Consider the following 20,524-nt stretch of genomic DNA (forward strand, 5'->3'; position numbering starts at 1 on the left):
TTTCGGGACAGAGGAGAGCATGCGGCATCTGCAGAGTTGTATCGCGTGAATTGACGTAGGCGTAAGCGGCTTTTGGCCCTTCCCGAGTCTCGAACCCTGTGATTAGGACTGGGCGGCAAGGTTACACATTCGAACAGCATCCACAGTTCCTCCTCGGGTACTTCGCTCAGCGCTTCAACTTCGCCAGCGGCGAATCCGGTGGATACGTCGGCGTGACCGGCTTCGGCGAACCGAGCATCACGCACATCAGCGCGTCTTCTTCGCCAATGTTGATTTCCGTGCGATACACGCCGGGCGGCACCGAAATCAGGTCGCGCTCGCCGAGTTCTGCTTCCCACGTTTCGCCGTCTTTCTCGCAGATCACTTTCATCTTGCCGCGCAGCACGAAGAAAATTTCTTCGACATCCATATGAATATGGCTCGGGCCGATGTTGCCAGCCGGGATCACCATCGTCGAAAACGTGAAGCCGCCTGCGGGCACCGTGTTCATGTCTTTCGCGACGCCCGTGCCGCCCGTGCCGACATAGCGCATTTGCGCGCGGCGATATTTCGGGTCGTAGTCGGCCTGGAACTTCAACGCGTCCCAGTCGTAGCGACGCGTTTCAAGGCGCGCTACGCGGCTGTCCAGCCATTGTCCAAAGCTCGCTTCCGCGGGTTGTTCCCACGATTTGCGTTCGATATCGGCATCCGCCATCTCTTTCTCCTTTCGATTCGACAAGATCAATTCATCACGAAGCCGCCGTTCACCGGCAGCAACTGGCCGGTTACGAAGCGCGCGGCATCGGACAACAGGAACAACACGGGCCCGGTCACATCGTCGGGCACCTGAGCGCGCGTCAAAGCGCGGCCTTGCAGGTAATACTGATGACGCTCGGCGGGCACGTAAGCGGTCGCTTCGACTTCGGTCAGGCCCGGCGCGATCGCATTCACCGTCACCTGATGCGCGCCGAATTCACGCGCCAGCGAGCGGGTCATCGAGATCACCGCGCCCTTGCTCGCGACATACGCGAGCAGTTTCGGCGCGCCCCACATCGCCGTATCCGACGCGATATTGACGATGCTGCCGCGGCCCGATTCGCGCAGAAACGGCAGCGCGGCGGTGCTCATCAACCAGACGCCGCGCACGTTGACGTTCATCACGGCGTCCCATGTGTCGACCGACAACTCGTCCGCGAACTTGCCGCCGGAGTTGGTGATTGCGGCGTTGTTGATCAGCGCGTCGAGGCCGCCGAGTTGCGCCGCGCCCTGCTCCGCGAATTGCTGGATGCTTTGCGGATTCGCCAGATCGAGCGGCAGATACGTCGCCGCATGTCCTTGCGCTGCGAGCGATGCCGCGAGTGCCTGACCTTCTTCATGCAGCACGTCGCCGAACACCACTTTCGCGCCGACCGCGACCAGCGCGCGGACAAACGCCGCGCCGAGACCGCGCGCGCCGCCCGTCACGAGGACGCGTCGGCCGTTGAGCGCTGCGAGCGCGTCGTTATGCATGGCTGTGGCCCGCTTCGGCGGTTTGACCGGCTTCCGCTTGCGCCTGAACTTGCGCGCGATGCGCGTCGAGATCGGCGAAATGCTGTTGCGCACGCTGACGCAGCATGCGGCGCACGCGCGTCATGCCGACGTCGTGCTGATAAAGGAACTCGTGTTCGCGTGCATTCGGCGCGAGGCTTTCCAGCACGTAGCGGTCTTGCTCCAGCACGTCCCAATGCAGACCTTCCAGACGATTGCGATACAGGAAGCGCCACGCGTCGCGCTGCCAGCCCTGCACCTTGCGGGTACGCCAGAAGTAGACCTGGCAGTTGTCGCCGTCGGTCGGAACCGCGAAGCCGATGATCCCGAAGCTGCCGCCCGGGCCGAACTTCTTCTTGTACGGAATCGCGAGGCGCATCCACAGCGCGCCGGTTTCGCCGAGTTCCACCCAGTCGAAGTTCACGTCGCGCTGGCCGACCTTTTCGAACATCAAACCGGTTTCGGTCTTGCGCACGCGCATGTCGGCCTGCTTGTCGCCTTCGGCCATCGAGTGCGACGTCGCGTGCAGATACGCGCCGTGCATCGGGTCCATCACGTTGTCGATGGCGTACTGGTAATTGCACTTCCAGTTCGACATGCACAGGAAGCTCGCGTATTCCTCGCCGACCAGCTCTTCCGGCAGCTTGAGCGGCACGGGTTCCTTATGCGCTTCGTCGCCGAACCACAGGAAGATCGCGCCGGCGTGTTCTTCGACCGGATACGACTTCACGCACCTGGTGCCTTCGAGCGGACACGCCGACACGGCCGGCACGCGCTGCACGGTGCCGGTGCCGTCCACTTCGATGCCGTGATACCAGCACGCGACGCTGCCGCCGAGGTTCCAGCCGAGCGACAGACGCGCGCCGCGATGCGGGCAGCGGTCTTCGAGCGCGCGGACCTGGCCTTCCTTGTCGCGCCACAGCACGATCTGGTCGCCGAGCCGCGTGATGCCGACCGGCGCGTCGCCGACTTGCCAGCTCGGTGCAACGGGATACCAGTAGTTACGCAGGCCTTTGTCCAGGTAAGACTGGATCGGGTCGGCTGAGCCTTGAGTTGTAGTGGGGGACGTCATAAGGAGACTCCGGATACGAAAGCGATGAAACGTGTTCGCGGTGTTCGAGGGGGCGCGCCTAGTCGGCGAGCAGGCGGAATTCGGCGGCGAGGCGCCCGGCGTCCCACGGCTGGCCTTCCGGGGTGCGGAAGCCGACGCGGTTCAGACCGTCCACGACTTCCTGCAACTCCATCGCGCCGGCTTCGAAAACTTTTTCGAGCGCATCGCCGAAGTCGTTTTCGTACTTGGTCGGTTCGGCCTTGCGGTTCTGCCAGACCATGTTTTCCTGCTGGCCCGGTTTCTCGATCACGCCCTTGCCGGCGACGTTGTTCGGCTGCGGCGCGAGCCACGGCTTCAGGAAAGGATTGAAGTTCACGGCTACCTCTCGCATGTCATGCCACCTTGATCTGGATTTCTTCGCCCGCAAGACGTACCGAGTACATCTTCAGGTCGCGGCCGCCGGGCTCTTTCAGACATTTGCCGGTGGGGATATGGAACACGGCTTCGTGCAGCGGACATTCAACGGTGTCGCCGTCGACAAAGCCCTGCGTCAGCAACGCGTATGCGTGGGGGCAGACGTTTTCGAGCGCGTACAGCTCGTCGCCCACTTTGTAGATGCCGATTTCCGTGCCGTCGAGTTTGAACTCGAGCGGCGCGTCTTCGGACAGGTCGCCGACATGGCCGGCGCAGCGCCATTGATCAGTCATTTCTCGCCTTCTCCTGAATCTCTATGTTCCACCTAAGGAACATCAGTTCGTGTATGGATAATTATAGGAGCGATGTTACGAGAAAAAAATAAATTTTTTCTAATTTATACGATAAAGGTCAAATCTTCGACTGGGATACGCAGACAGAGCCGATCGTTAAGTTGCGTGCCTGTGAACCGCGCAGCGCTGCTGCAACAAGCCTTGTTTCACAGATGCTTCGGTTGACCAATACAAATTTCTGCTAATTCATAGAGACGGGAGAATTTTAGATTGCGTCACGTTGCAGCCCCCACTGCCGCACTCCTCCTCGAGAAAGATGAAGGACTCGTTTTTCAGGTTGTCGTTCCCATTCGAAGCGCCTTGCGCATTCGGCAGCCTCCGGCGGAGCTGATCTGCGCCCATGAACTGGCAAGCGCTTAACCACTCCGCCTTTTTCTAGACACCGTCAGTTCTAGAGAACCAATTGATAGTTCGGCGTGCGTATTTTGAAGGGTACGTGGACGAAACAAACCGCAATTACTTCGACGAGTACATGCGGAATGAAATCGTGCCACTTATGAAGCAGTTCCCAGGAGCAACGTCAGTGCGGGTAAAGCGAGCCGACTCAGTGGAAGAAGATGGGCCATCGCTCTACATGACGTGCGAGACCACTTATCCATCAATTGATGGCAATGGAATTCGCTTTCGCTCAACCCATCCGGAAGAAATTGTGGGAAAAACTTGGTGATTTGATGCCGCTTTTCCGAGGCCGGTGCGGTGCGGTGCGGTGCGGTGCGGCTAAATTCTGGGTGGACATCAACACACATACATCAAAGACCACTTCGAAAGTAACGAGACGGGCAAACCCAACGCGCTGCTTCACATAGACACGGGTTTGAGGCTAGCTGTCGGCTAACCCTCTGCGCCCTAACTGATGCTCAGAGTAGACTGGGCTCGCGCGTTCTATGCAATCGGCATGTTGAACGTTGTACTCGGTATTCCGCTTGTGCTGGCCTTCATTCGCAGCAAGCCGAAGGCCGCGACCGTCGTGGTTGAAAAGAAAGTCGGCGAGCTCTTTCGCGGCGCAATGCAGACGCGCCACCTGCTGCTGGTGAGCATGAGTTCATCGCTGCTGGCTTACGATCTCCGCGCTGTTCGCGATCAGCATGCCTGATCCCCGGTGGGCGACCTATAGTTTCGTCGCCGTCAACTTCTGTCTTGGCTATCAAATTCCTGCCGTGGCGAGCACCGCTCAATACAACTCGCGTCCCGAACAGATTGCCAGTGCTTACGGCTTCATAAATGGCTTGTCGGCTCTGGTAGCCCAGTTAATGCCCCCTGATCATGGGCGCGGTCATAAACCTGGTGACGACAGGCGGCGGCGGGTACACATCAGCTGGCGGGTTCCCCTAGGCGCCCTTCTTATCGGCACGCAATTGTCGGTGTTCTTGTGGGGCCTCGTGCTCTGGCGGTCGGAGCGCTCACAACCGGAAGGGCGGGTCGCTTCTAGAATGGCCGGACCAGCAGGCGCCACGCGAAAGTTCATCCGTGGCGCCGGTCATATGCTGCGGAGGACAGCGATCGACCTCGAGTCCTTGACACACTGCCGGCGATCCGCCGGGCAAAGCCGGTGCCGGCCACGTCCATACCGCATGGACCTACTCCGCCGCGCAACGACATTGGGCAGCTGTCTCCGGGAGGCCTGCCAGACGCAGATTGAGCCGACTCAAGACCGGAAGCGCACCCGGTAGACGGCGAATGACCGGCTGACCGGATTCGAGCCGATTCTGCGCGTTTACTCGAACAACGGGGAAATGGCCTGCGCCGTTTCTTCAATGTGTGCCGAGAGCAATTCACAGGAACGGCGCACGTCTCTTCGCAACACCGCTTCCATTAATTCCTGATGTTCTTCGACAATGTTGCGAGCCAATACTTCTTGGGGTACCGTGCCGGCGATTCGCATGCGCCGGTAGCGTTCGGAATGCCGCACGAGTTGCTCATCGATTCGTCGAAGCCAATTCGATCGCGCGGCGGCCAGCAGAGCCGAATGGAATCTCCGATGTGCGCGCTCCCAACGCGTTCCGGCCTCGATGTCGCCCAATTGCGGCAACGGGGTATGGACGAGGCGGTAGAACGCCGCGCTGATCTCAGCCCCCCAATCTTCGTCGCCGTGCTCGATCGCATCTGTTAGCAACTCGGTTTCAATCGTTTTTCGCGTTTCGACAATATCGAGCAGGTCTTCCGCAGACATCTCCGACACCCGGAAGCCCCGTTGGCCTTCGACCGTTACTAGTCCGTCGCAACTTAGCAGCATCAGCGCCTCGCGGATCGGACTTATGCCAAGGCCATATCGCTCCTGCAGCGCTTGCGGACGCAACTTCTCTCCTGGCTGGAACACGCCAGCCAGAAGGTCATTCTCCAGAAATTCGAACGCCTGTTCGGACAGTGTCGCTTTGGACGCGTCGCCCGACCGGCTTGGTGATGCCAGTTGTGGTAGTGCCATGTGTATTCCTCTCGATTCTCGGACGAGGCGACGGGATCATCGCATAAATTTACACAAACGTCTGAATACACAGCAACTATATCTTTTTATATTTTACGTAAAATTTATATAGACGTGTTTTTTTGTAAACCTTATCGTTCGCCTCGGTCGCTCGGAGCGGCTTCTGATATTCGATAACGGGGAGAACGGAATGAAACGGTGGTTGTTTTCGTCGCTGTTAGGACTTGTCGTAACGGGGCCAGTATTTGCGCAAAGTAGCGTGACGCTCTACGGACTGATCTCCGAAGGTGTCATGTACACGAACAACTCCGGGGGAAAGAGCCTCGTGCAATTGGCCAGTTCGATCCAGCAAACGCCGCGGATCGGCCTGAAGGGCGTGGAAGATCTCGGCGGCGGGACGAAAGCCATCTTCACACTCGAGAACGGCTTCAGCGTGACCACCGGAAAACTGGGTAACGGTAGCCGTCTGTTTGGGCGCACTGCGGATGTCGGCATCAAGGACGATACATTCGGGACGATCACTGCCGGCCGTCAGTACGACGCAATCGGATTTGCGCTAGGGGCATTCGAAGCGGCGCAGCAGTTCGCCACCATTGGCGTCCCGATCGGCGAGGCCGACAACCTGTTCCGCACCTACGGTGTCGACAACATGGTGCAATACCAAAGCCCAACGATCGGCGGATTCCAGTTCATGTCGGCCTATGCGTTTTCGAACGAAGCCGGGGGCTTCTCCGATAACAACTCGATGAGCGTCGGCGTGTCGTACAACCGGGGACCGGTCGCTGCTGCCGTGGGATACATAGTTGCGCACCGGCCGAATGACAGCAACACCACCGGAGCGATCTACGGCGATTACGGATTCGATTCACCGTTCATCACCAGTCCCGGCGGAGCAGATGTTGCAAAGCAGCAGATGCTGGGAGCAGGCGCATCTTACAAACTGTCGACCTACCAGCTTTCACTGCTCTACACGCATACGCTGTTTGGATATCTAGATAACTCCCGTACCCTCGTTAGCAACTACGAGGCGACCGTCACCGACTATCTGACGCCGAGCTTTATCGTCGGTCTGGGCTACATCTTCACCAACGCGACCTACGCCCCGTCTTCTGCCAATCCCAAGTGGCATCAGGTCGATGCTGGGACCGACTGGTTCATCTCCAAGCTGACCGACCTCTACTGCACGGTTATCTACCAGAAAGCAGCCGGCAGCGCGCAATACGCAGAGATTTACGACAACGGCGCATCGTCTTCTCGCTCGCAGGTGTCCGCGATGATTGGAATCCGTCACAAGTTTTAACAGCAAAAAACAGATTATCTATGAAACTCAATACGTCGCGACGTCCGCTGCCACCCCAACCGCCCTTGCCGTTCGAAGCAGCGCTAAGTTACGAGCAGACGGTCCTCTTCTGGTCTAGCGAAATACCGACGGAAGGAATTCGGGTCCTTCGGGATTGCGTATATGGTCCGAATGAGCAGCACATCTATGACGTCTTCAGTCCGGCAGACTGCTACAACGCGCCCATCCTCGTTTTTTGGCATGGCGGCGGCTGGACCAACGGCTATAAGGAATACACCTCGTTCATGGCCCGGGCGGCAACCGATCTCGGCATCGTGCTGGTCGCCCCGACTTACCGGCTCGCACCAGCGCACAAGCTGCCGGCGGCGTTCGACGACGCCCTTGCCGTGCTATCCCATATCCGCGAGCACGCTGCCCGTTTCGGCGGCTCTCCCGATCGTCTCTACCTGTCCGGCCACTCAGCGGGTGGTCATCTGGCGGCGCTTGTGGCGCTCAGACAGCAGGACGCAGAACGGGCGGGTATCGATGCAGGAGCGATCCGCGCTTGCTTGCCGATAAGCGGAATCATGGACCTGCATCATCCCGAACCCGCGAAAGGCAGCATGGAAGAGCGCGTCTACTCAATGGTTCTGGAGAATGCCCTTGCCGACGCAACGTTGAGTCCCTTGTGCTGGACTGCTGGTAATCGGATCCCGATGTATCTCAGTTACGGCGAGTTCGACAGCGAACGCGTGATTCGAAGCAATCAGCGGATGGGCGCGATGCTCGCCGAGCAGCCAGGACCCTGCCATGTGGAAATGGAAACGGGACTTGATCACTTCGGCACCCACACCTCATTGCGGCATGCCAACAGCGCCTGGTACGGGCGACTGGTGAAATTGATCGAAAAGGATCTGGGCTAAAGGCTCATTGACATCGGGCCGGTAACGCCTTTGGGAACCGGTTCGCTTCGGTGTCCGGCCGACCGGCCGGAGTGCTATCAAACGGTCGCAGCAACTCGGACCAATTTTTTGTAACGTAAGAAGGAATTCATCATGAACTCAATCGACACGGGCGGCGCCGGCCTCCAAACCGCATTCATCACCGGGGGCGCCTCCGGCATCGGTCTCGCGACCGTTGAGGTTCTGGCCAGAGCGGGCTTCCATGTCATTGCCATCGATCGGAATGCCAGCGCCGTTGAGCAAGCCGTCGAAAGGTTGCGGGCACACGCTCTCAGCGTAGAAGGTGCAGTTGCCGACGTCTGCGATCGTCCGGCCATTCAACGCATCCTGGATGCGCAGGCACGGGTCGACGTAATGGTTTGCGCTGCAGGGGTATATACCCCGCGCTGTTTCGATGAAATTTCGGACGATGATTTCCAGCGGACGGTCGATGTCAACCTGCGCGGCGTGTTCGTTGGTGCTCAGGAAGCAGCGCGGCGCATGGGGCCGGGCGGACGGATCGTCACCATTTCGTCGCGTGGCGCACTCGGCGGGAAAGGATTCGCCGACTATGTCGCCTCGAAGGCGGGCGTGATCGGCCTGACCCGTGCCATGGCGCTTGAACTCAGACCGAAGCAGATTGCCGTCAACTCCATCGCCCCTGGATTTACTGACACGCCGATGACCCGCACCATGCCCGCGGACCAGTACGCCGCGGCGGCGGCGCTCGAACCGACGGGCTCAGCAGCCTCGCCTTTCGACATTGCACAAGCCATTGCCTTCTTCGCATCGTCGGCAACGCGCTTCATTACCGGGCAGACCCTGTTTGTCGACGGCGGTAAATCGCTTGGCGGCCTAGGCATCTGAAACAACGCCACCACTCTTTTTCGGCCCTGCGCCAGCAGGGGCGCGAAAAATCACCGCACACTTTTTCATTCATGGAGCGTTCGTGACACACGAACTCAAGGAATCGACCATCCGCAAGCTCACGGGACGCCTCATCCCGCTACTTTTCCTCATCTGGTTCGTCAATTACATGGACCGCACGAACATCAGTTTCGCGGCCCTGCAGATGAACAAGGAACTCGGTCTGACTCCACAGATGTTTGGCTTTGCAGCGGGGATCTTTTACGCCGGCTACATCCTCTTCGAAATTCCCAGCAACATGTTGATGCGTCGCTTCGGCGCGCGCGTGTGGATCGCGCGGATCATCTTCACTTGGGGCATCGTATCTGTGGGACAGGCCGCCATTCACAGTCCGTATCAACTGTATAGCGCCCGCTTCCTGCTGGGCATTGCGGAAGCCGGCTTTCTGCCTGGCGTGATGTACTACCTGAATTGCTGGTTTCCGGCAGACCACCGGGCCCGCGCAATCGGTCAGGTATATTCGGCCAACACACTGTCGATCGTCGTTGGTGCACCGCTCTCGGGCATCGTGATGGCTTACATGGATCAGATAGCGGGCCTTTCCGGTTGGAAATGGATGTTCATCATGGAAGGTGTCCCCGCCATCCTGCTCGGAGTGTTCACCTTCTTCTACCTGACGAGCCGGCCGGCCGACGCCAAATGGCTATCGGTTGAAGAACGGGAATGGCTGATTTCGAGCATGCAGCAGGATCAGGAGGTGGCCGAGAAGCTCGGAACGTCCAGTTTTCGCGCGGCGATGTCCGACCCGATCGTCTGGTTGCTGGGTCTTCTATACTTCTCCATCGGCATCGGCTTCTTCGGCGTATCGGTGTGGCTGCCTCAAGTGATCAAGCAAATGTCCGACCTGTCGATCGTGCAGGTGGGCTTCGTCAATGCTATCCCCTTCCTGATCGGAACGGTCGTCATGCTGATCAACGGCCGGCATTCGGACCGGACAGGCGAGCGCCGCTGGCACCTCACCATTCCGCTCGGAATCGGTACGATCGGACTGATCGCCAGTGCCATGACCCCGTCGCAACCGCTGCTATCGTTCGTGTTCGTGTGCATTGCGACTACCGGGATTGTTGGCGCATTTAGCGTATTCTGGACCGTCCCCTCCGCGTTCCTGACCGGTGCAGGAGCGGCAGGCGGTCTTGCGCTAGTGAACACCATCAGCGGGCTGGCGGGTCTCAGCGCGCCTTACCTGATCGGCTGGATCCGTGGCAGGACGCCAGACTTCTCGGCGGCGACGTTCGTGATGGCAGGCGGAATTGGGCTCGCCACGTTACTCGCCGCTTTTTTGCCCTACCCCGAGCGGGCGGGATTCAAGTCTAAAAAGCGACACGCTACGACATAAAGCTTCCGGTATCGGGAGAGAATGAGTGACGTGCGCGCCTCGATCACTGGAAAAACGCAGCCCGCACGTCGATCTCCATCCGGTCGCCACGTTCATCGGCATCGGCCATGAATTCTCGATCTCCGTAGTCGCATCAATACACTCCAGTGTTTGCGACAATCACACGCCCGAGATCGATGCCTCCGCGACTGCGGAGTGGCGCAATCCAAATACCGCGGCGAGCCCTGCGCTATCCTGTCGACCGTGTCGAAGCGGAAGTATTGCAACGCCGCGAGCTTGGTGAATGCGGAAAAATCGATAGCCGGCTCGTCGATCGTCATGCCCATGAAATTGTCCTGTAGCGTATTGGGCCTTCCCGAGCCATTCGCAACGCGCATCAGAATGTCGTACTTCCAGTTGTTGAAAACCAGATAAGCGACGGGGCGTGCGATAACGCTTCGCGGACTATAGCGCCTGCAGAGAATACTTTGCCGCGCCGTCGCCGATGAAGCAGACGACCGCTCGTCGTCCGCCCTGCCGAGACCCGCCGACTGCGGCCGGCATTCCGCAGCCAAGTGCGCCGCCCCGGACGGGTAGTACCTGTCTTCCAACTGCAGACGCAATCGCTGGCCAACCGCGTCGAACATACTCGGCACTTCGTTGACACCTATTGGCGAGCCCGTGTCAAGTGAGCAAACAGCAACCTCGGCTGCCTGAGCAGCCAAAACCGAATGCAGTACCTGAGCGCCCCCGTTTCTTCAATCCATAGCTGCGATGGATCGCGCCAGACACCCATCAGGATTAAGTGTGTGAAGCTGCCAGAAACCAAGAAGCTTCACAGATCCATAAAAACCGGACTTCTCGAACGCTACCCGTCCCCGAAAGCAAGAGATTTCCAGTTATCTGTAGCAACGTTTAATGTTCGGGCAGATCGAACGATGCGATTCTCGATAGAATCTGCTTGGACTGCGACTTCGGGTATCGCCCGCACAGTGAAGGTTTCTCAAAGCTAACAATAGCGCTGACAGATAGCGTCACTCTGAGGAACAATAGAATGCCTGCCATTGTGCTGCTAATGGCTCAAAATGTATTTTGTTCGTTGATGAGCCACCACACATTGGCAAGGACCGGACTACAATAGCTGCGCGCGAAGCTGTCGCCTCGCCCCATCTGCAGCTTCGCCGTTCGCCGTGTTCGCGGTCGATCTCCATCAGCGCACGTTTTTTTAGATGCCTAAGCCGCTCCTTCGAACGTTCGGCAGCTCCCGCAACTTTTCGAGATCGCGCGAAAACCTTTCCCTGACTTCCCTCAGCTGACGGTCGCCGCCAGCAGCGCCGCGGTGCGCTGCTCGGGCGCGGTCTCGACGCGGCTCAGTTCATCCGGGTCGGCGGTGACCAGTTGCTACTGCGTCGGTGGTGGACAAAAAACTGGTCAAGGAGCCTAGCGGCGTTGGCATGTGGCATGGAAAACCGCAGCGACCGGATCCCATGAGGCCGGCTGCTGTCCAATGCGGATGCCTGCGCTTCGTCCTATGCTCTCGCGAGGCCGAGACGAGAATGTGGCAACTTGTGCAGCTATACACAGGAAACGTCGGATATCAACGTACCAAACGGGGTGTCAAGCCGAAGTTCTGTCGCCTAACCCTTAGGTCATTGACTGCTTAGGGTGGCTCACGCTGGGCGTGCATCTTTCCGTATTATTTCTCGCCCTGTATCCCTAGCGCATTTCGTTCGATTCAAGACGGATAGTCAACAGCAACATTCTTGTCGTAGCGAGCGCGGGCTTCTTCGACCTCAGAAAGATGCTCAAGCGTCCATAGGTAAAGCGCCTGAAATGGTTTGTCGAGTGACGTGCCTAACGCCGTGATTCTGTATTCGACCGAAATGGGGGAGCTCGAGGTTACCTTTCTTTCGACAATTCCATTTCGCTCTAACCGGCGCAAGCACTGTGTTAGAGCTTTTTGTGTCACACCGTTTAGACGCCGCTTGATGGCATTAAACCGCAATGGGCCGTCGCGAAGGGCCGCTAGGATCAGCATCGACCATTTGTCGGCTATCTGGTCGATCATTACCCGGCTAGGACAAACAGTCGCCGGCATAGAATCCAGTGGGAGTTCTGACATTGTGGTTTCTCGAATGCTACCTAGTTGCTTTGCGGTGCCTAATTGACACCAAGTATCCTCAATATACCATAGCAACTTCCTCCTCTCGCCCTGCCCGGGCTCGGGCCGCGATGCACAGCGTAAGGCTGCACTAGATCCGGAACAGTCGCGGTTAATCGCAGACAATGGAGAGGTGTCTTATCCAAAAAAAAGGAAAACGCAATGATCGCTGTTACAGGTGCAAACGGAAATTTGGGTCGGCTCGTGATCAAGGGCCTCGTAAAGGTCGTTCCGGCCGATCAGATCGTGGCCTGCGTTCGTCGTCCCGACCAAGTTGACGACATTCGCGCTCTTGGCATTCAAATTCGCAAAGCGGACTATGATCTTCCGGAAACGCTTGCGAAGGCGTTTGACGGCATAGAAAAGGTTTTGCTTATCTCGGCTGTTCAGCCCGGTGAGAGATTCCGACAGCACAAGGCTGTGATCGATGCTGCCGTTCAAGGCGGGGTGAACTTGATCGCGTACACGAGCATGCTGCGCGCTGACACGTCCAGCCTTTGCCTCTCCGGCGAACATAGAGAAACAGAATTTTACCTAAAACGATCGGGGCTGGATTATGTGCTGTTGCGCAATGGATGGTATCTGGAAAACCATACCGACTCGCTGCCTCTTGCACTCGCACATGGCGCGCTCATCGGCAGCGCAATGACCGGGCGATTTGCCTCAGCCTCCCGTGGTGATTATGCTGGCGCGGCCGTCGCCGTTCTCACTCAGCCGGGCCACGTGAACAAGACGTATGAACTCGTTGGAGATAATTCCTACACGATGTCGGATTTTGCAGCGGAAGTCTCCAAGCAAAGCAGCAGGTCGATTACCTATAACAATCTGCCAGCCGCCGACTATGAGGCTGCCCTCATTGGCTTGGGGATTCCAAAGATGATTGTCGACGTATTGGTTGATGCAGATGTTAAGTCGTTGGACGGAGAACTGGACAGTCCGTCCCGTGAATTGGCTGCGCTTCTCGGCAGAAATACGACAACGCTTTCCGATGCGATCCTTGCCTCCCTGCCGACATCGATTACTTTAGGCTAAATGTAGTAATGGTCTAATAAATCCGGACACTGATTTAGGCGAGAATGCTCGCCATGGAGAGGTGTCTGATGCCGAAGCAACGTCGTTCGTTTTCCCCCGATTTCAAACTGCAAGCCGCTTGTCTGGTGCTCGACAAGGGCTATAGCCATATGGAGGCGAGTCGCTCGGTCGGCGTCGGCGAGACGGTACTGCGTCGCTGGGTGCACCAGCTTCAAATGGAACGTCAGGGCGTTACGCCGCAGGGCACGGCAATTACGCCGGATCAGCAACGCATTCAGGAACTCGAGGCGCGTATCGAACGCCTCGAGCGTGAGAAGGCCATTTTAAAAAAGGCTACCGCGCTCTTGATGTCGGAAGGCATCGAACGTACGAGGTAATTGTTCAGATTGGCGCAATCGAGTCGGTCGAACTGATCCGCGCGGTATTTGACTTATCGCGATCCTGTCTGTATGCGTACCGGGAGCGTGCCCGGCGCGCTGACGCCGAGCACATGGCACTGCGCTGCCGGGTACACGAGCTGTTCGTCGAGAGCCGAAGCTCTGCCGGCAGCCGCAGCATCATGGGCATGATGCGCGAGGAAGGTCCGGTGATTGGCCGCCTCAAGGTCAGCCGCTTGATGGAAGAACTCGGGCTGACCTGCAAGCAGCCGGGTCGCCATGCCTACAAGCAGGCCACGGTCGAGCGGATCGATATCCCGAACCATCTCAATCGTGAACTCGAGGTCGGTACGCCCAATCAGGTCTGGTGTGGCGACATTACGTATGTCTGGGCGCAGGGCGCGTTGGCATTATCAGGCTAGTGCTCGACCTGTTCACGCATCGGGTTGTTGGCTGGGCGTTCTCGACACACCCAGATGCCGATCTGGTCGTGCAGGCGTTGGAGATGGCCTATGAGCAGCGCGGTCGACCGCAAGGCTTGCTGTTCCACTCGGATCAAGGCAGCCAGTATGTAAGCAGGAAATTCCGTCAGCGCCTGTGGCGCTATCGGATTCAGCAGAGCATGAGCCGTTGTGGAAATTGCTGCGACAGCTCCCCGATTGGAAAGGCTGTTCCGCAGCCTCAAGACGGAACGGCTGCCGTCAGTGGGGTACGTGTCAGCGCAGAAAGCACACCGGGATATCAGCCACTACCTGATGCACCGATACAACGGGATACGGCCGCATCAGTTCAATGACGGACTGGCGCCGGCTGTTGCGGAAGAAAAACTTAACGCAGTGTCCGGGATTGGTTGACCACTACAAACCCCGTCTAGGCCTTTCAGCGTCGTAACTTAAAGACTATGCCGCCGCTTTCCGTGAAGCTTTCCAAAATGGAGCGCCAAACTTATTCCGATAGCCAGCGCCCCCAGTAATGCAGCCGAGGTAGCCGAAGTCGATCGGATATCAAAGTCCCGGAGTTTGAAAAGAAGCAGATAAGCAAATGCGATGTTTGCCCAGCCCCAAAGAAAGTTCACCATCGAGGAAGAATGACCCACCCCGATAGGCTTCGAGAAGACGCTCGGAAACGTCCTTCCGGTCAAACCCGACACCAGATGAGGTATCGCATTGGTCAAGCAAGCGCCGCCCAGAAAGTAGATGATGAGGTCGGTCAATTTCATGGCTGTGTGGTCTTCAGTTGGTTGGCTGCGGCCAATAGCTCACTGCATTTCGCCCAAGCGTTGAATGACAGGAAGCGCATCAAGTAGTACGGCGCGCTGGGCTGGATCAAGCTTGGCGACAGCGTGCGCTAGCCAAGTCTGTTTGGCCTTCGCAGTGTCTTCTCTCGACAAGCGGCCTTTATCAGTCAATTGGACGTTTAGTCTGCGGGCATCGGCGGCATCTTCTACCCGGCGCACTAAGCCCATTTGCTCCAATGGTGCAATGGCCACCGCCATAGACTGCGGCTTCATCCCCTCTGCCCTGGCAAGCTCGGCGGACGTCATTCGATCCGTCTGCGCCAAGCGCATCAAGACCGCATTTTGCGTCCATGTCAATTCATTCGAGCATGCCGGGGCGGCAGCTCGAATGCGACGAACAAGAAGCTGCAGCGCTAGTGCGAGGTCACGACTGTCGTGCTCTGGCGAACGATCTGATTTCATAATAACAATGAGACCACATGATCAGTTTATCTGTCAATACCCACGCATACAGCAGGTCCCCCGCACATACTGTGCGGACGCGTGCCGGAAGGCGAGTTCGACCTCTCGGTTTTACGTTTGCGGAATTTACCGGCGCGTCAGGTCGGATGGTGGTCTATGACCTAGGCAGACGGCGGAACAGCTGCTACGCGAGCTAACGATGCCCGTTGACGTGCTAATCATGTCCATTAATTCTGTCAGCGCGCTTGCCGCATTAATCGTCGCGCGACCTTTTCCGAGATGGATGCCTGCTGCCTGACCAGTACGGCGCGGATTGGGCGATCGCAGTAGCACCGGTAGTTAAGCTCGAAGATGTTAGCGATGACGCTACGTGTAGCTGCATAGTTGTCGGCCAATCACAGGCGTGCACGATGATAGAAGTAGGAACTGCATAGGTTTGCTTTAGGGCGTCAACCAGCTTCGTTTTTATATGAGCGCCTCCCGTTTGCGGAGGTTTTCGTTTGCTCTGACCACGACAGGATGGGTTGCAGCTTTATACATGGCCTCGTCCCGTTTGCCAAACAATCTGTTCTACCGCGAGCAGGTGCGAGATTCCATATATACATTCGGCCGTTCTGCGGCACGCGTGTGCCTGGCCCCAATGGATTTCGCCCGGCAACTCCTACTTATATCCACGGCTTCGAGAGCCCTAAGAACGCGCAGGTTTTGTCACAGAGGGTCCGACCTGTTTGCCATTGAATCAGATCACTGTTGTAACCCGTGAAGAGGTAGAGGGATTCCAAGTATTCGATCACATGCGTCGTTCATACCGGTGGCGCATACTCCAGACCTCGTGCGGGCACTACCCAGATTGTCCTCGCGATCTTGTTGGTAAGTGCGACGACCGCGATGTCTGTTCCGCGTCGGCCCTGAACCTCAAGTATCCATCGAGACAGCGTATCGGTATGCTTTATTGCCTGCTGGACCACGGATCTCGCACCATGTACCAGAAGCATTCGCAGATACCCGTTACCGCGCTTCGTAATACCGAATAGGCGATCCTTGCCGCCCGAGGAATGCTGGCGTTGAGTCAATCCCAATCAAGCCGTGAATTCTCTGCCATTCGAGAATTCTGTGGCACTTCCCGCTGCGGCGATGACTGCGGTTGCAATCAGCGGTCCAACACCGCGAATTTTTCCCCGTCGCTGACTGGCAGGCGATGCCCTGTGTACCTGATGGATCAACTCATGGTACCGGGATATTGAAACCTGACCCACATTTCGAGGTTTCGCCGCAGTAAATCTGACCCACCCGGGTCCTGTATCACGCAGCTACTTTGGTGCTTGCCCGCGTGCCTGTTTGTCCCGCCTTTCTCTTGTTTTTCAGTCGATAGCTCTCGCCGCTGATTTGCACGATATGCGCGTGATGTAACAGTCTGCCGAGCATCGCCGCCGTTAGCGTCTGGTCGTCAGCGAAGGCCGTCGCCCACTGCGTGAACGGCAGGTTGCTGGTCAACACGATTGAACCGCGCTCGTAGCGTTTGGCGACGACATTGAAGAACAGGTTTGCCTCCTCACACCCGAATGGCAGATAGCCGATTTCGTCGATGACGAGCAGCCTGGGTCCTATCACCGCGCGATTGAAGAACTCCCGCAAGCGGTTCTGCTGTCGGGCGGTGGCCAGTTGCATCATCAGGTCGGCGGCCGTGATGAACCGCGTCTTGATGCCTGCGCCGCGCGGTACGCGAGCGACGTCGCAATATGCGTCTTGCCGACGCCGGATGGTCCGAGCCGCACGACATTCTCAGCACGCTTGATGAACGCCAGACTCGCCAGCTCCTGAATCTGCGCATGTGGCGCGCCGCTGGCGAAGCCGAAGTCGTATTGCTCAAGCGTCTTGACACCGGGTAATGCCGCCAGCTTCGTCAGTACCTGACGCTTGCGCTGCTCGTGCGCGCCGAGTTCCGCTTGCAGAAGCTGTTCAAGGAAGTCGGCCATACTCGAATCGGTTGTTGCAGTGCGTTGTGCGAGCGGCGCCCAGTCAGTGGCGATACAGTCGAGCTCCAGTTGTGCGCACAGTCCGGCAATCCGTTCATGTTGCAGATTCATGCTGCGACCTCCAGCAACGCGTCATAGACCGCTAGCGGATGCTGCAGGCTCTCACGTGGCAGCACGCGGCGGTCGTCCGGCACAGCAAGCGCTGGCGTCTGCGCCGGCAGCGGCAGGAGTGCTGCCTGCTCAGCAGCAAGCCTCACCGCTGGACGCTCGCCTGTGGTCGCATGACGGCGCGTGTTGGCAACCTCTGCCAGCCGCCTGCCGATGTGCGCGTTGGCGGTCTCTACATCCAGCTTCAACCCTGACGACCTGAGCGTCTCGGCAAGCGGCACAACGAAGCTCTCCTTGAGATAGCGGTTGAACGGTTCGACGTTGCCCTTGGTCTTCGCGCGATACGGGCGGCACACCTTCGGCGTGAAGCCATAGGTTTCCGCCAGCGCCAGCAACTGCCTATTCCAGCGATGCTCGCCCTCGCCAAATGCATCGCGCCCGATAACCACCGACTTCGCGTTGTCAAACAGCACATGTTCCGGTCTACCGCCGAAGTAGACAAGCGCATCACGCAGGCAGTCACACAACGTAGTGGCGTCCTCACGCGCAGTGAACCGAACGAAGCTCGCGCGGCTGTAACCCATCGTCGCGACCAGCGCGAGCAATGGCTCGCGTCCACGCCGGATAACGGTGAAGTCGGCCTGCATCTGCTTGCCGGGCGCGGTTTCGAAACGCACCACCGGTTCGACTTCGGGACGCTTCTGCTTCGCGAACTACAGGAAGCTGAACCGTTGCCGGAATCCAGTGCGGCCGCGCGGCGGCGACGCGCTCCAGCAGGTAGTCCTTGAACGGTTCGAGCTTCGTTGCTCGCGGCTCACGCTGAGCTGTAACGGCTAGCCTGCTCGTTCCTCAGACAGCGTCGCACCGCGTTGCGCGATAAACCTGTTTGCCTCCCTATCTCACGCACCGCTGTCCCGCGCCGGGCCAATACCTTGACTTCCACTGCTTGCTCCTGAGTCAGCATCGGCGGCAAAAGCCGCCATCGTCTCCCAGGTGGGTCACATTTACTTCGGCGACGGGGTCATTTTACATCGGCGCTAACAAGTACGAGCCGCTCGTACATATCGCGCATCATTGATCGACTCAGTGCGGTCAGCTCATTGTGTCCATCGTCAATAATCGCCGGAAGCTGCTGACGCACCTTCAACGCCGTTTGCGCCATGACCACGCCGTATTCGGCAAGCAGGCCACGTATCTGGTTGATCTGCACGATACCGTCGCGCATGAGCAGGCTGCGGATTCGGTGTATGGACTGGACATCTTGCTGCTCAACTCTATTGACCGCAACGTAGCGCATGGTCGGACGGGATGCAGCCTCTACAATTGCTTCCGCATCGTTGCGATCATTCTTCTGGGATTTCACAACCGGTTTGAGGAATCGGGGCGCAATAATCTGGACATATGCCCCGTCGCAGAGAACCGCCGCGCCCAGTAATGCGGTCCTCCACAGGCCTCCATCACGATACGGCAACAAGGGAGACCGACGATGGATTCCAAAAGCTTGTTGCGGCTGACGCGCCGACTCAAAACCGGGTGACCGCGTTCGTCCACGCCATACAGCTAGAAGACATTTTTCGCAAGGTCAATGCTTAGCAACGCGACTTTCATGAGGGCCTCCGTTTAGTTGTGGACCACGAATCGCCCATACTGCCATGTCTTCCAGTGATGAGCGTTCATGTGCCGAAGGTGGGACGAGACCATTCCACTATATCCGGGCTTGTTGCAGCCTGATACGCTGCGAACCACCATGAAATCCGCTGACCCTTGCCTCACTTCTCCCACGAGCTCGAAGCTCATGAAGCGATTCAGGTTTGTCGTGAACATGCCTCGATTTCACGTACAGCAGGACATTTGTTAGTTTCCTGTTTGTACGGAGGATTGCATGTCAGAGAAATCAGTGCCGAAACGGCAATATATGGACGAATTCAAGGTTGAGGCCATCAGGCTCGCTGAAACAGTCGGACAGCATGAAGCGGCACGCAGGCTCGGGGTGCCAGTGGAGACGTTAGGGAACTAGAGCCGGCGTAGTCGCGATTCCGAAGACGGTGTCGCGACGAGCGGTCGTGATGTGATCGCTGCACGTGTGACGCGCCCCAATCAGCGAACTGGGGGCCCAGAACAGCCGGCTATTAAAAGAACTCCCCCGCGCGAAACTGGGTATCGGAGATGCCTCGAAAACCGACGCGTACTTCGCGAAGAAGTAGCAATGAGGTACTCCTAGATGGACGATTACCGCGATCAGCACTGCATGACACGGCTATGCCAGATTCTGGACGCTTCACGCAGCAGATAATGCCAGTGGCGCGTTCGTGAGCCCAGCGCGAGAACGCATCCGAACGCGGCCTTGGCTGCGGGGATAGCCACCATCCGTCGCACGCATCGTGGTGTGTATGCCCGCCGACGTGTCATGCGGCAATTGCGAGTCGAAGGTTGGCGGCGTAGCTTGCAGCACCAGGGCTTGCGCCCGGTCTACAGGCGCGCCTATCGGGTTACGACGGACTCGACGCACAGCCTTCCAGTAGCGCCGAACCTGCTCAATCGTCGTTTAGATGGCTAGCAGCCTGATCGCGCTTGGTTCAGCGACATCACGTTATCAGGACCGGCGAAGGCAGGCTGTATCTCGCTGCGATTCTCGATCTGGGGAGCCGACGCATTGCGGGCTGGTAAATTATCGAACGCATCAATGCCGAGCTGGTTTACCAGTCACTGCGCAGCGCGTGCTGACAACGCAAACTGGCACTGGGACTGCTGCTACATTCTGACAGAGGGGAGCAATATTCAAGCCGGGCATACCGAAAGCTGGGAGCCGGATTCAAGTCAATGATCTCCATGAGTCGTCGTGCCGATGCGTGGGACAATGCCCCGATAGGATTTCTTACCCCTATCGACCATGAGGCCGCGTTGAAGGCTGCATCATCCGCTGTACGTGGAAACGAGGCAGGGGCACTAAAGCATTGGACGCG

The 20,524-nt window shown here is 58.0% G+C and carries 18 protein-coding genes and 5 pseudogenes; 8 read left to right on the forward strand and 15 right to left on the reverse strand.

The annotated features are described in order from the left end of the window. Window positions 1–166: 166 nt before the first annotated feature. The 5 genes from BLS41_RS35570 to BLS41_RS35590 are packed head-to-tail and all read right to left on the reverse strand — an operon-like array spanning window position 167 to window position 3,264. Window positions 167–694, reverse strand: coding sequence for a cupin domain-containing protein (locus BLS41_RS35570; protein ID WP_074773562.1), 528 nt, complete (start codon window positions 692–694; stop codon window positions 167–169). Between the two features lie 26 nt (window positions 695–720). Beyond that, window positions 721–1,488: an SDR family oxidoreductase gene (locus BLS41_RS35575; RefSeq protein ID WP_074770850.1), complete on the reverse strand. Its 768-nt coding sequence runs from the start codon at window positions 1,486–1,488 to the stop codon at window positions 721–723. Beyond that, window positions 1,481–2,578, reverse strand: coding sequence for an aromatic ring-hydroxylating oxygenase subunit alpha (locus BLS41_RS35580; protein ID WP_074773565.1), 1,098 nt, complete (start codon window positions 2,576–2,578; stop codon window positions 1,481–1,483). Before BLS41_RS35580 ends, BLS41_RS35575 begins: the two co-directional genes overlap by 8 nt. Window positions 2,579–2,636: 58 nt before the next feature. Continuing rightward, window positions 2,637–2,948, reverse strand: a complete 312-nt coding sequence (locus BLS41_RS35585) for a recombinase-like helix-turn-helix domain-containing protein (protein ID WP_074773568.1) — start codon at window positions 2,946–2,948, stop codon at window positions 2,637–2,639. A 1-nt stretch (window position 2,949) separates the two neighbouring features. Next, complete coding sequence (locus tag BLS41_RS35590) at window positions 2,950–3,264, reverse strand: non-heme iron oxygenase ferredoxin subunit (RefSeq protein ID WP_074773571.1); 315 nt, start codon at window positions 3,262–3,264, stop codon at window positions 2,950–2,952. A 955-nt stretch (window positions 3,265–4,219) separates the two neighbouring features. On the opposite strand from BLS41_RS35590, the gene BLS41_RS35595 reads away from it, so the two are divergent. After that, on the forward strand, window positions 4,220–4,417 hold the full coding sequence (locus tag BLS41_RS35595) for a hypothetical protein (protein ID WP_074773574.1): 198 nt from the start codon (window positions 4,220–4,222) through the stop codon (window positions 4,415–4,417). A 621-nt stretch (window positions 4,418–5,038) separates the two neighbouring features. On the opposite strand, the gene BLS41_RS35600 is transcribed toward BLS41_RS35595, so the two are convergent. Continuing rightward, window positions 5,039–5,746 (reverse strand): FCD domain-containing protein, encoded by a 708-nt coding sequence (locus BLS41_RS35600; RefSeq protein WP_074773577.1) that lies wholly within the window; start codon window positions 5,744–5,746, stop codon window positions 5,039–5,041. Window positions 5,747–5,936: 190 nt separating this feature from the next. Between BLS41_RS35600 and BLS41_RS35605 the strand changes: the two genes are divergently transcribed. The 4 genes from BLS41_RS35605 (at window position 5,937) to BLS41_RS35620 (ending at window position 10,229) form a co-directional block, all read left to right on the forward strand. Beyond that, entirely contained in the window at window positions 5,937–7,046 is a 1,110-nt protein-coding gene (locus BLS41_RS35605; protein WP_074773580.1) for a porin, read from the forward strand. Between the two features lie 20 nt (window positions 7,047–7,066). Beyond that, on the forward strand, window positions 7,067–7,948 hold the full coding sequence (locus tag BLS41_RS35610; RefSeq protein WP_083380279.1) for an alpha/beta hydrolase: 882 nt from the start codon (window positions 7,067–7,069) through the stop codon (window positions 7,946–7,948). 132 nt (window positions 7,949–8,080) lie between these two features. After that, a complete protein-coding gene (locus tag BLS41_RS35615; protein WP_074773586.1) occupies window positions 8,081–8,833 on the forward strand; it encodes an SDR family NAD(P)-dependent oxidoreductase in 753 nt (250 codons plus the stop codon). Between the two features lie 82 nt (window positions 8,834–8,915). Next, a complete protein-coding gene (locus BLS41_RS35620; protein ID WP_253189910.1) occupies window positions 8,916–10,229 on the forward strand; it encodes an MFS transporter in 1,314 nt (437 codons plus the stop codon). Window positions 10,230–10,673: 444 nt separating this feature from the next. On the opposite strand, the gene BLS41_RS40210 is transcribed toward BLS41_RS35620, so the two are convergent. Together BLS41_RS40210 and BLS41_RS35635 are read right to left on the reverse strand one after the other, a co-directional pair. Next, window positions 10,674–10,832 carry a thiamine pyrophosphate-dependent enzyme gene (locus BLS41_RS40210; RefSeq protein ID WP_366487268.1) on the reverse strand — a complete coding sequence of 53 codons (159 nt, stop codon included), beginning with the start codon at window positions 10,830–10,832 and terminating at the stop codon, window positions 10,674–10,676. A 1,111-nt stretch (window positions 10,833–11,943) separates the two neighbouring features. Next, complete coding sequence (locus BLS41_RS35635; protein ID WP_074773596.1) at window positions 11,944–12,330, reverse strand: winged helix-turn-helix transcriptional regulator; 387 nt, start codon at window positions 12,328–12,330, stop codon at window positions 11,944–11,946. A 201-nt stretch (window positions 12,331–12,531) separates the two neighbouring features. On the opposite strand from BLS41_RS35635, the gene BLS41_RS35640 reads away from it, so the two are divergent. After that, complete coding sequence (locus BLS41_RS35640; RefSeq protein ID WP_074773599.1) at window positions 12,532–13,401, forward strand: SDR family oxidoreductase; 870 nt, start codon at window positions 12,532–12,534, stop codon at window positions 13,399–13,401. Between the two features lie 68 nt (window positions 13,402–13,469). Further along, window positions 13,470–14,632 (forward strand): annotated as a pseudogene (locus BLS41_RS35650) (IS3 family transposase). Between the two features lie 38 nt (window positions 14,633–14,670). Here BLS41_RS35650 and BLS41_RS35655 read toward each other — a convergent pair. The 7 genes and pseudogenes from BLS41_RS35655 to BLS41_RS39820 all read right to left on the reverse strand — a co-directional run bounded on the left by BLS41_RS35655 (window position 14,671) and on the right by BLS41_RS39820 (window position 18,924). Next, window positions 14,671–14,997, reverse strand: coding sequence for a hypothetical protein (locus BLS41_RS35655; RefSeq protein WP_074773608.1), 327 nt, complete (start codon window positions 14,995–14,997; stop codon window positions 14,671–14,673). 39 nt (window positions 14,998–15,036) lie between these two features. Then, window positions 15,037–15,477, reverse strand: a complete 441-nt coding sequence (locus BLS41_RS40045) for a MarR family winged helix-turn-helix transcriptional regulator (protein WP_074773612.1) — start codon at window positions 15,475–15,477, stop codon at window positions 15,037–15,039. A gap of 245 nt (window positions 15,478–15,722) precedes the next feature. Next, window positions 15,723–15,943 (reverse strand): annotated as a pseudogene (locus BLS41_RS35665) (IS3 family transposase); the annotation flags it as partial. Between the two features lie 337 nt (window positions 15,944–16,280). Continuing rightward, window positions 16,281–16,556, reverse strand: coding sequence for a transposase (locus tag BLS41_RS40050; protein ID WP_366487182.1), 276 nt, complete (start codon window positions 16,554–16,556; stop codon window positions 16,281–16,283). Between the two features lie 223 nt (window positions 16,557–16,779). Continuing rightward, window positions 16,780–17,564 (reverse strand): annotated as a pseudogene (gene istB, locus BLS41_RS35675) (IS21-like element helper ATPase IstB). After that, window positions 17,561–18,525: pseudogene (istA, locus tag BLS41_RS35680) on the reverse strand (IS21 family transposase). Before istA ends, istB begins: the two co-directional pseudogenes overlap by 4 nt. Window positions 18,526–18,582: 57 nt before the next feature. Continuing rightward, complete coding sequence (locus BLS41_RS39820; RefSeq protein ID WP_253189911.1) at window positions 18,583–18,924, reverse strand: hypothetical protein; 342 nt, start codon at window positions 18,922–18,924, stop codon at window positions 18,583–18,585. 519 nt (window positions 18,925–19,443) lie between these two features. Here BLS41_RS39820 and BLS41_RS38170 point away from each other — a divergent pair. Continuing rightward, window positions 19,444–20,429 (forward strand): annotated as a pseudogene (locus BLS41_RS38170) (IS3 family transposase); the annotation flags it as partial. Window positions 20,430–20,524: the final 95 nt, after the last annotated feature.

The sequence above is a fragment of the Paraburkholderia fungorum genome, from assembly GCF_900099835.1.
Lineage (GTDB): Bacteria > Pseudomonadota > Gammaproteobacteria > Burkholderiales > Burkholderiaceae > Paraburkholderia > Paraburkholderia fungorum_A.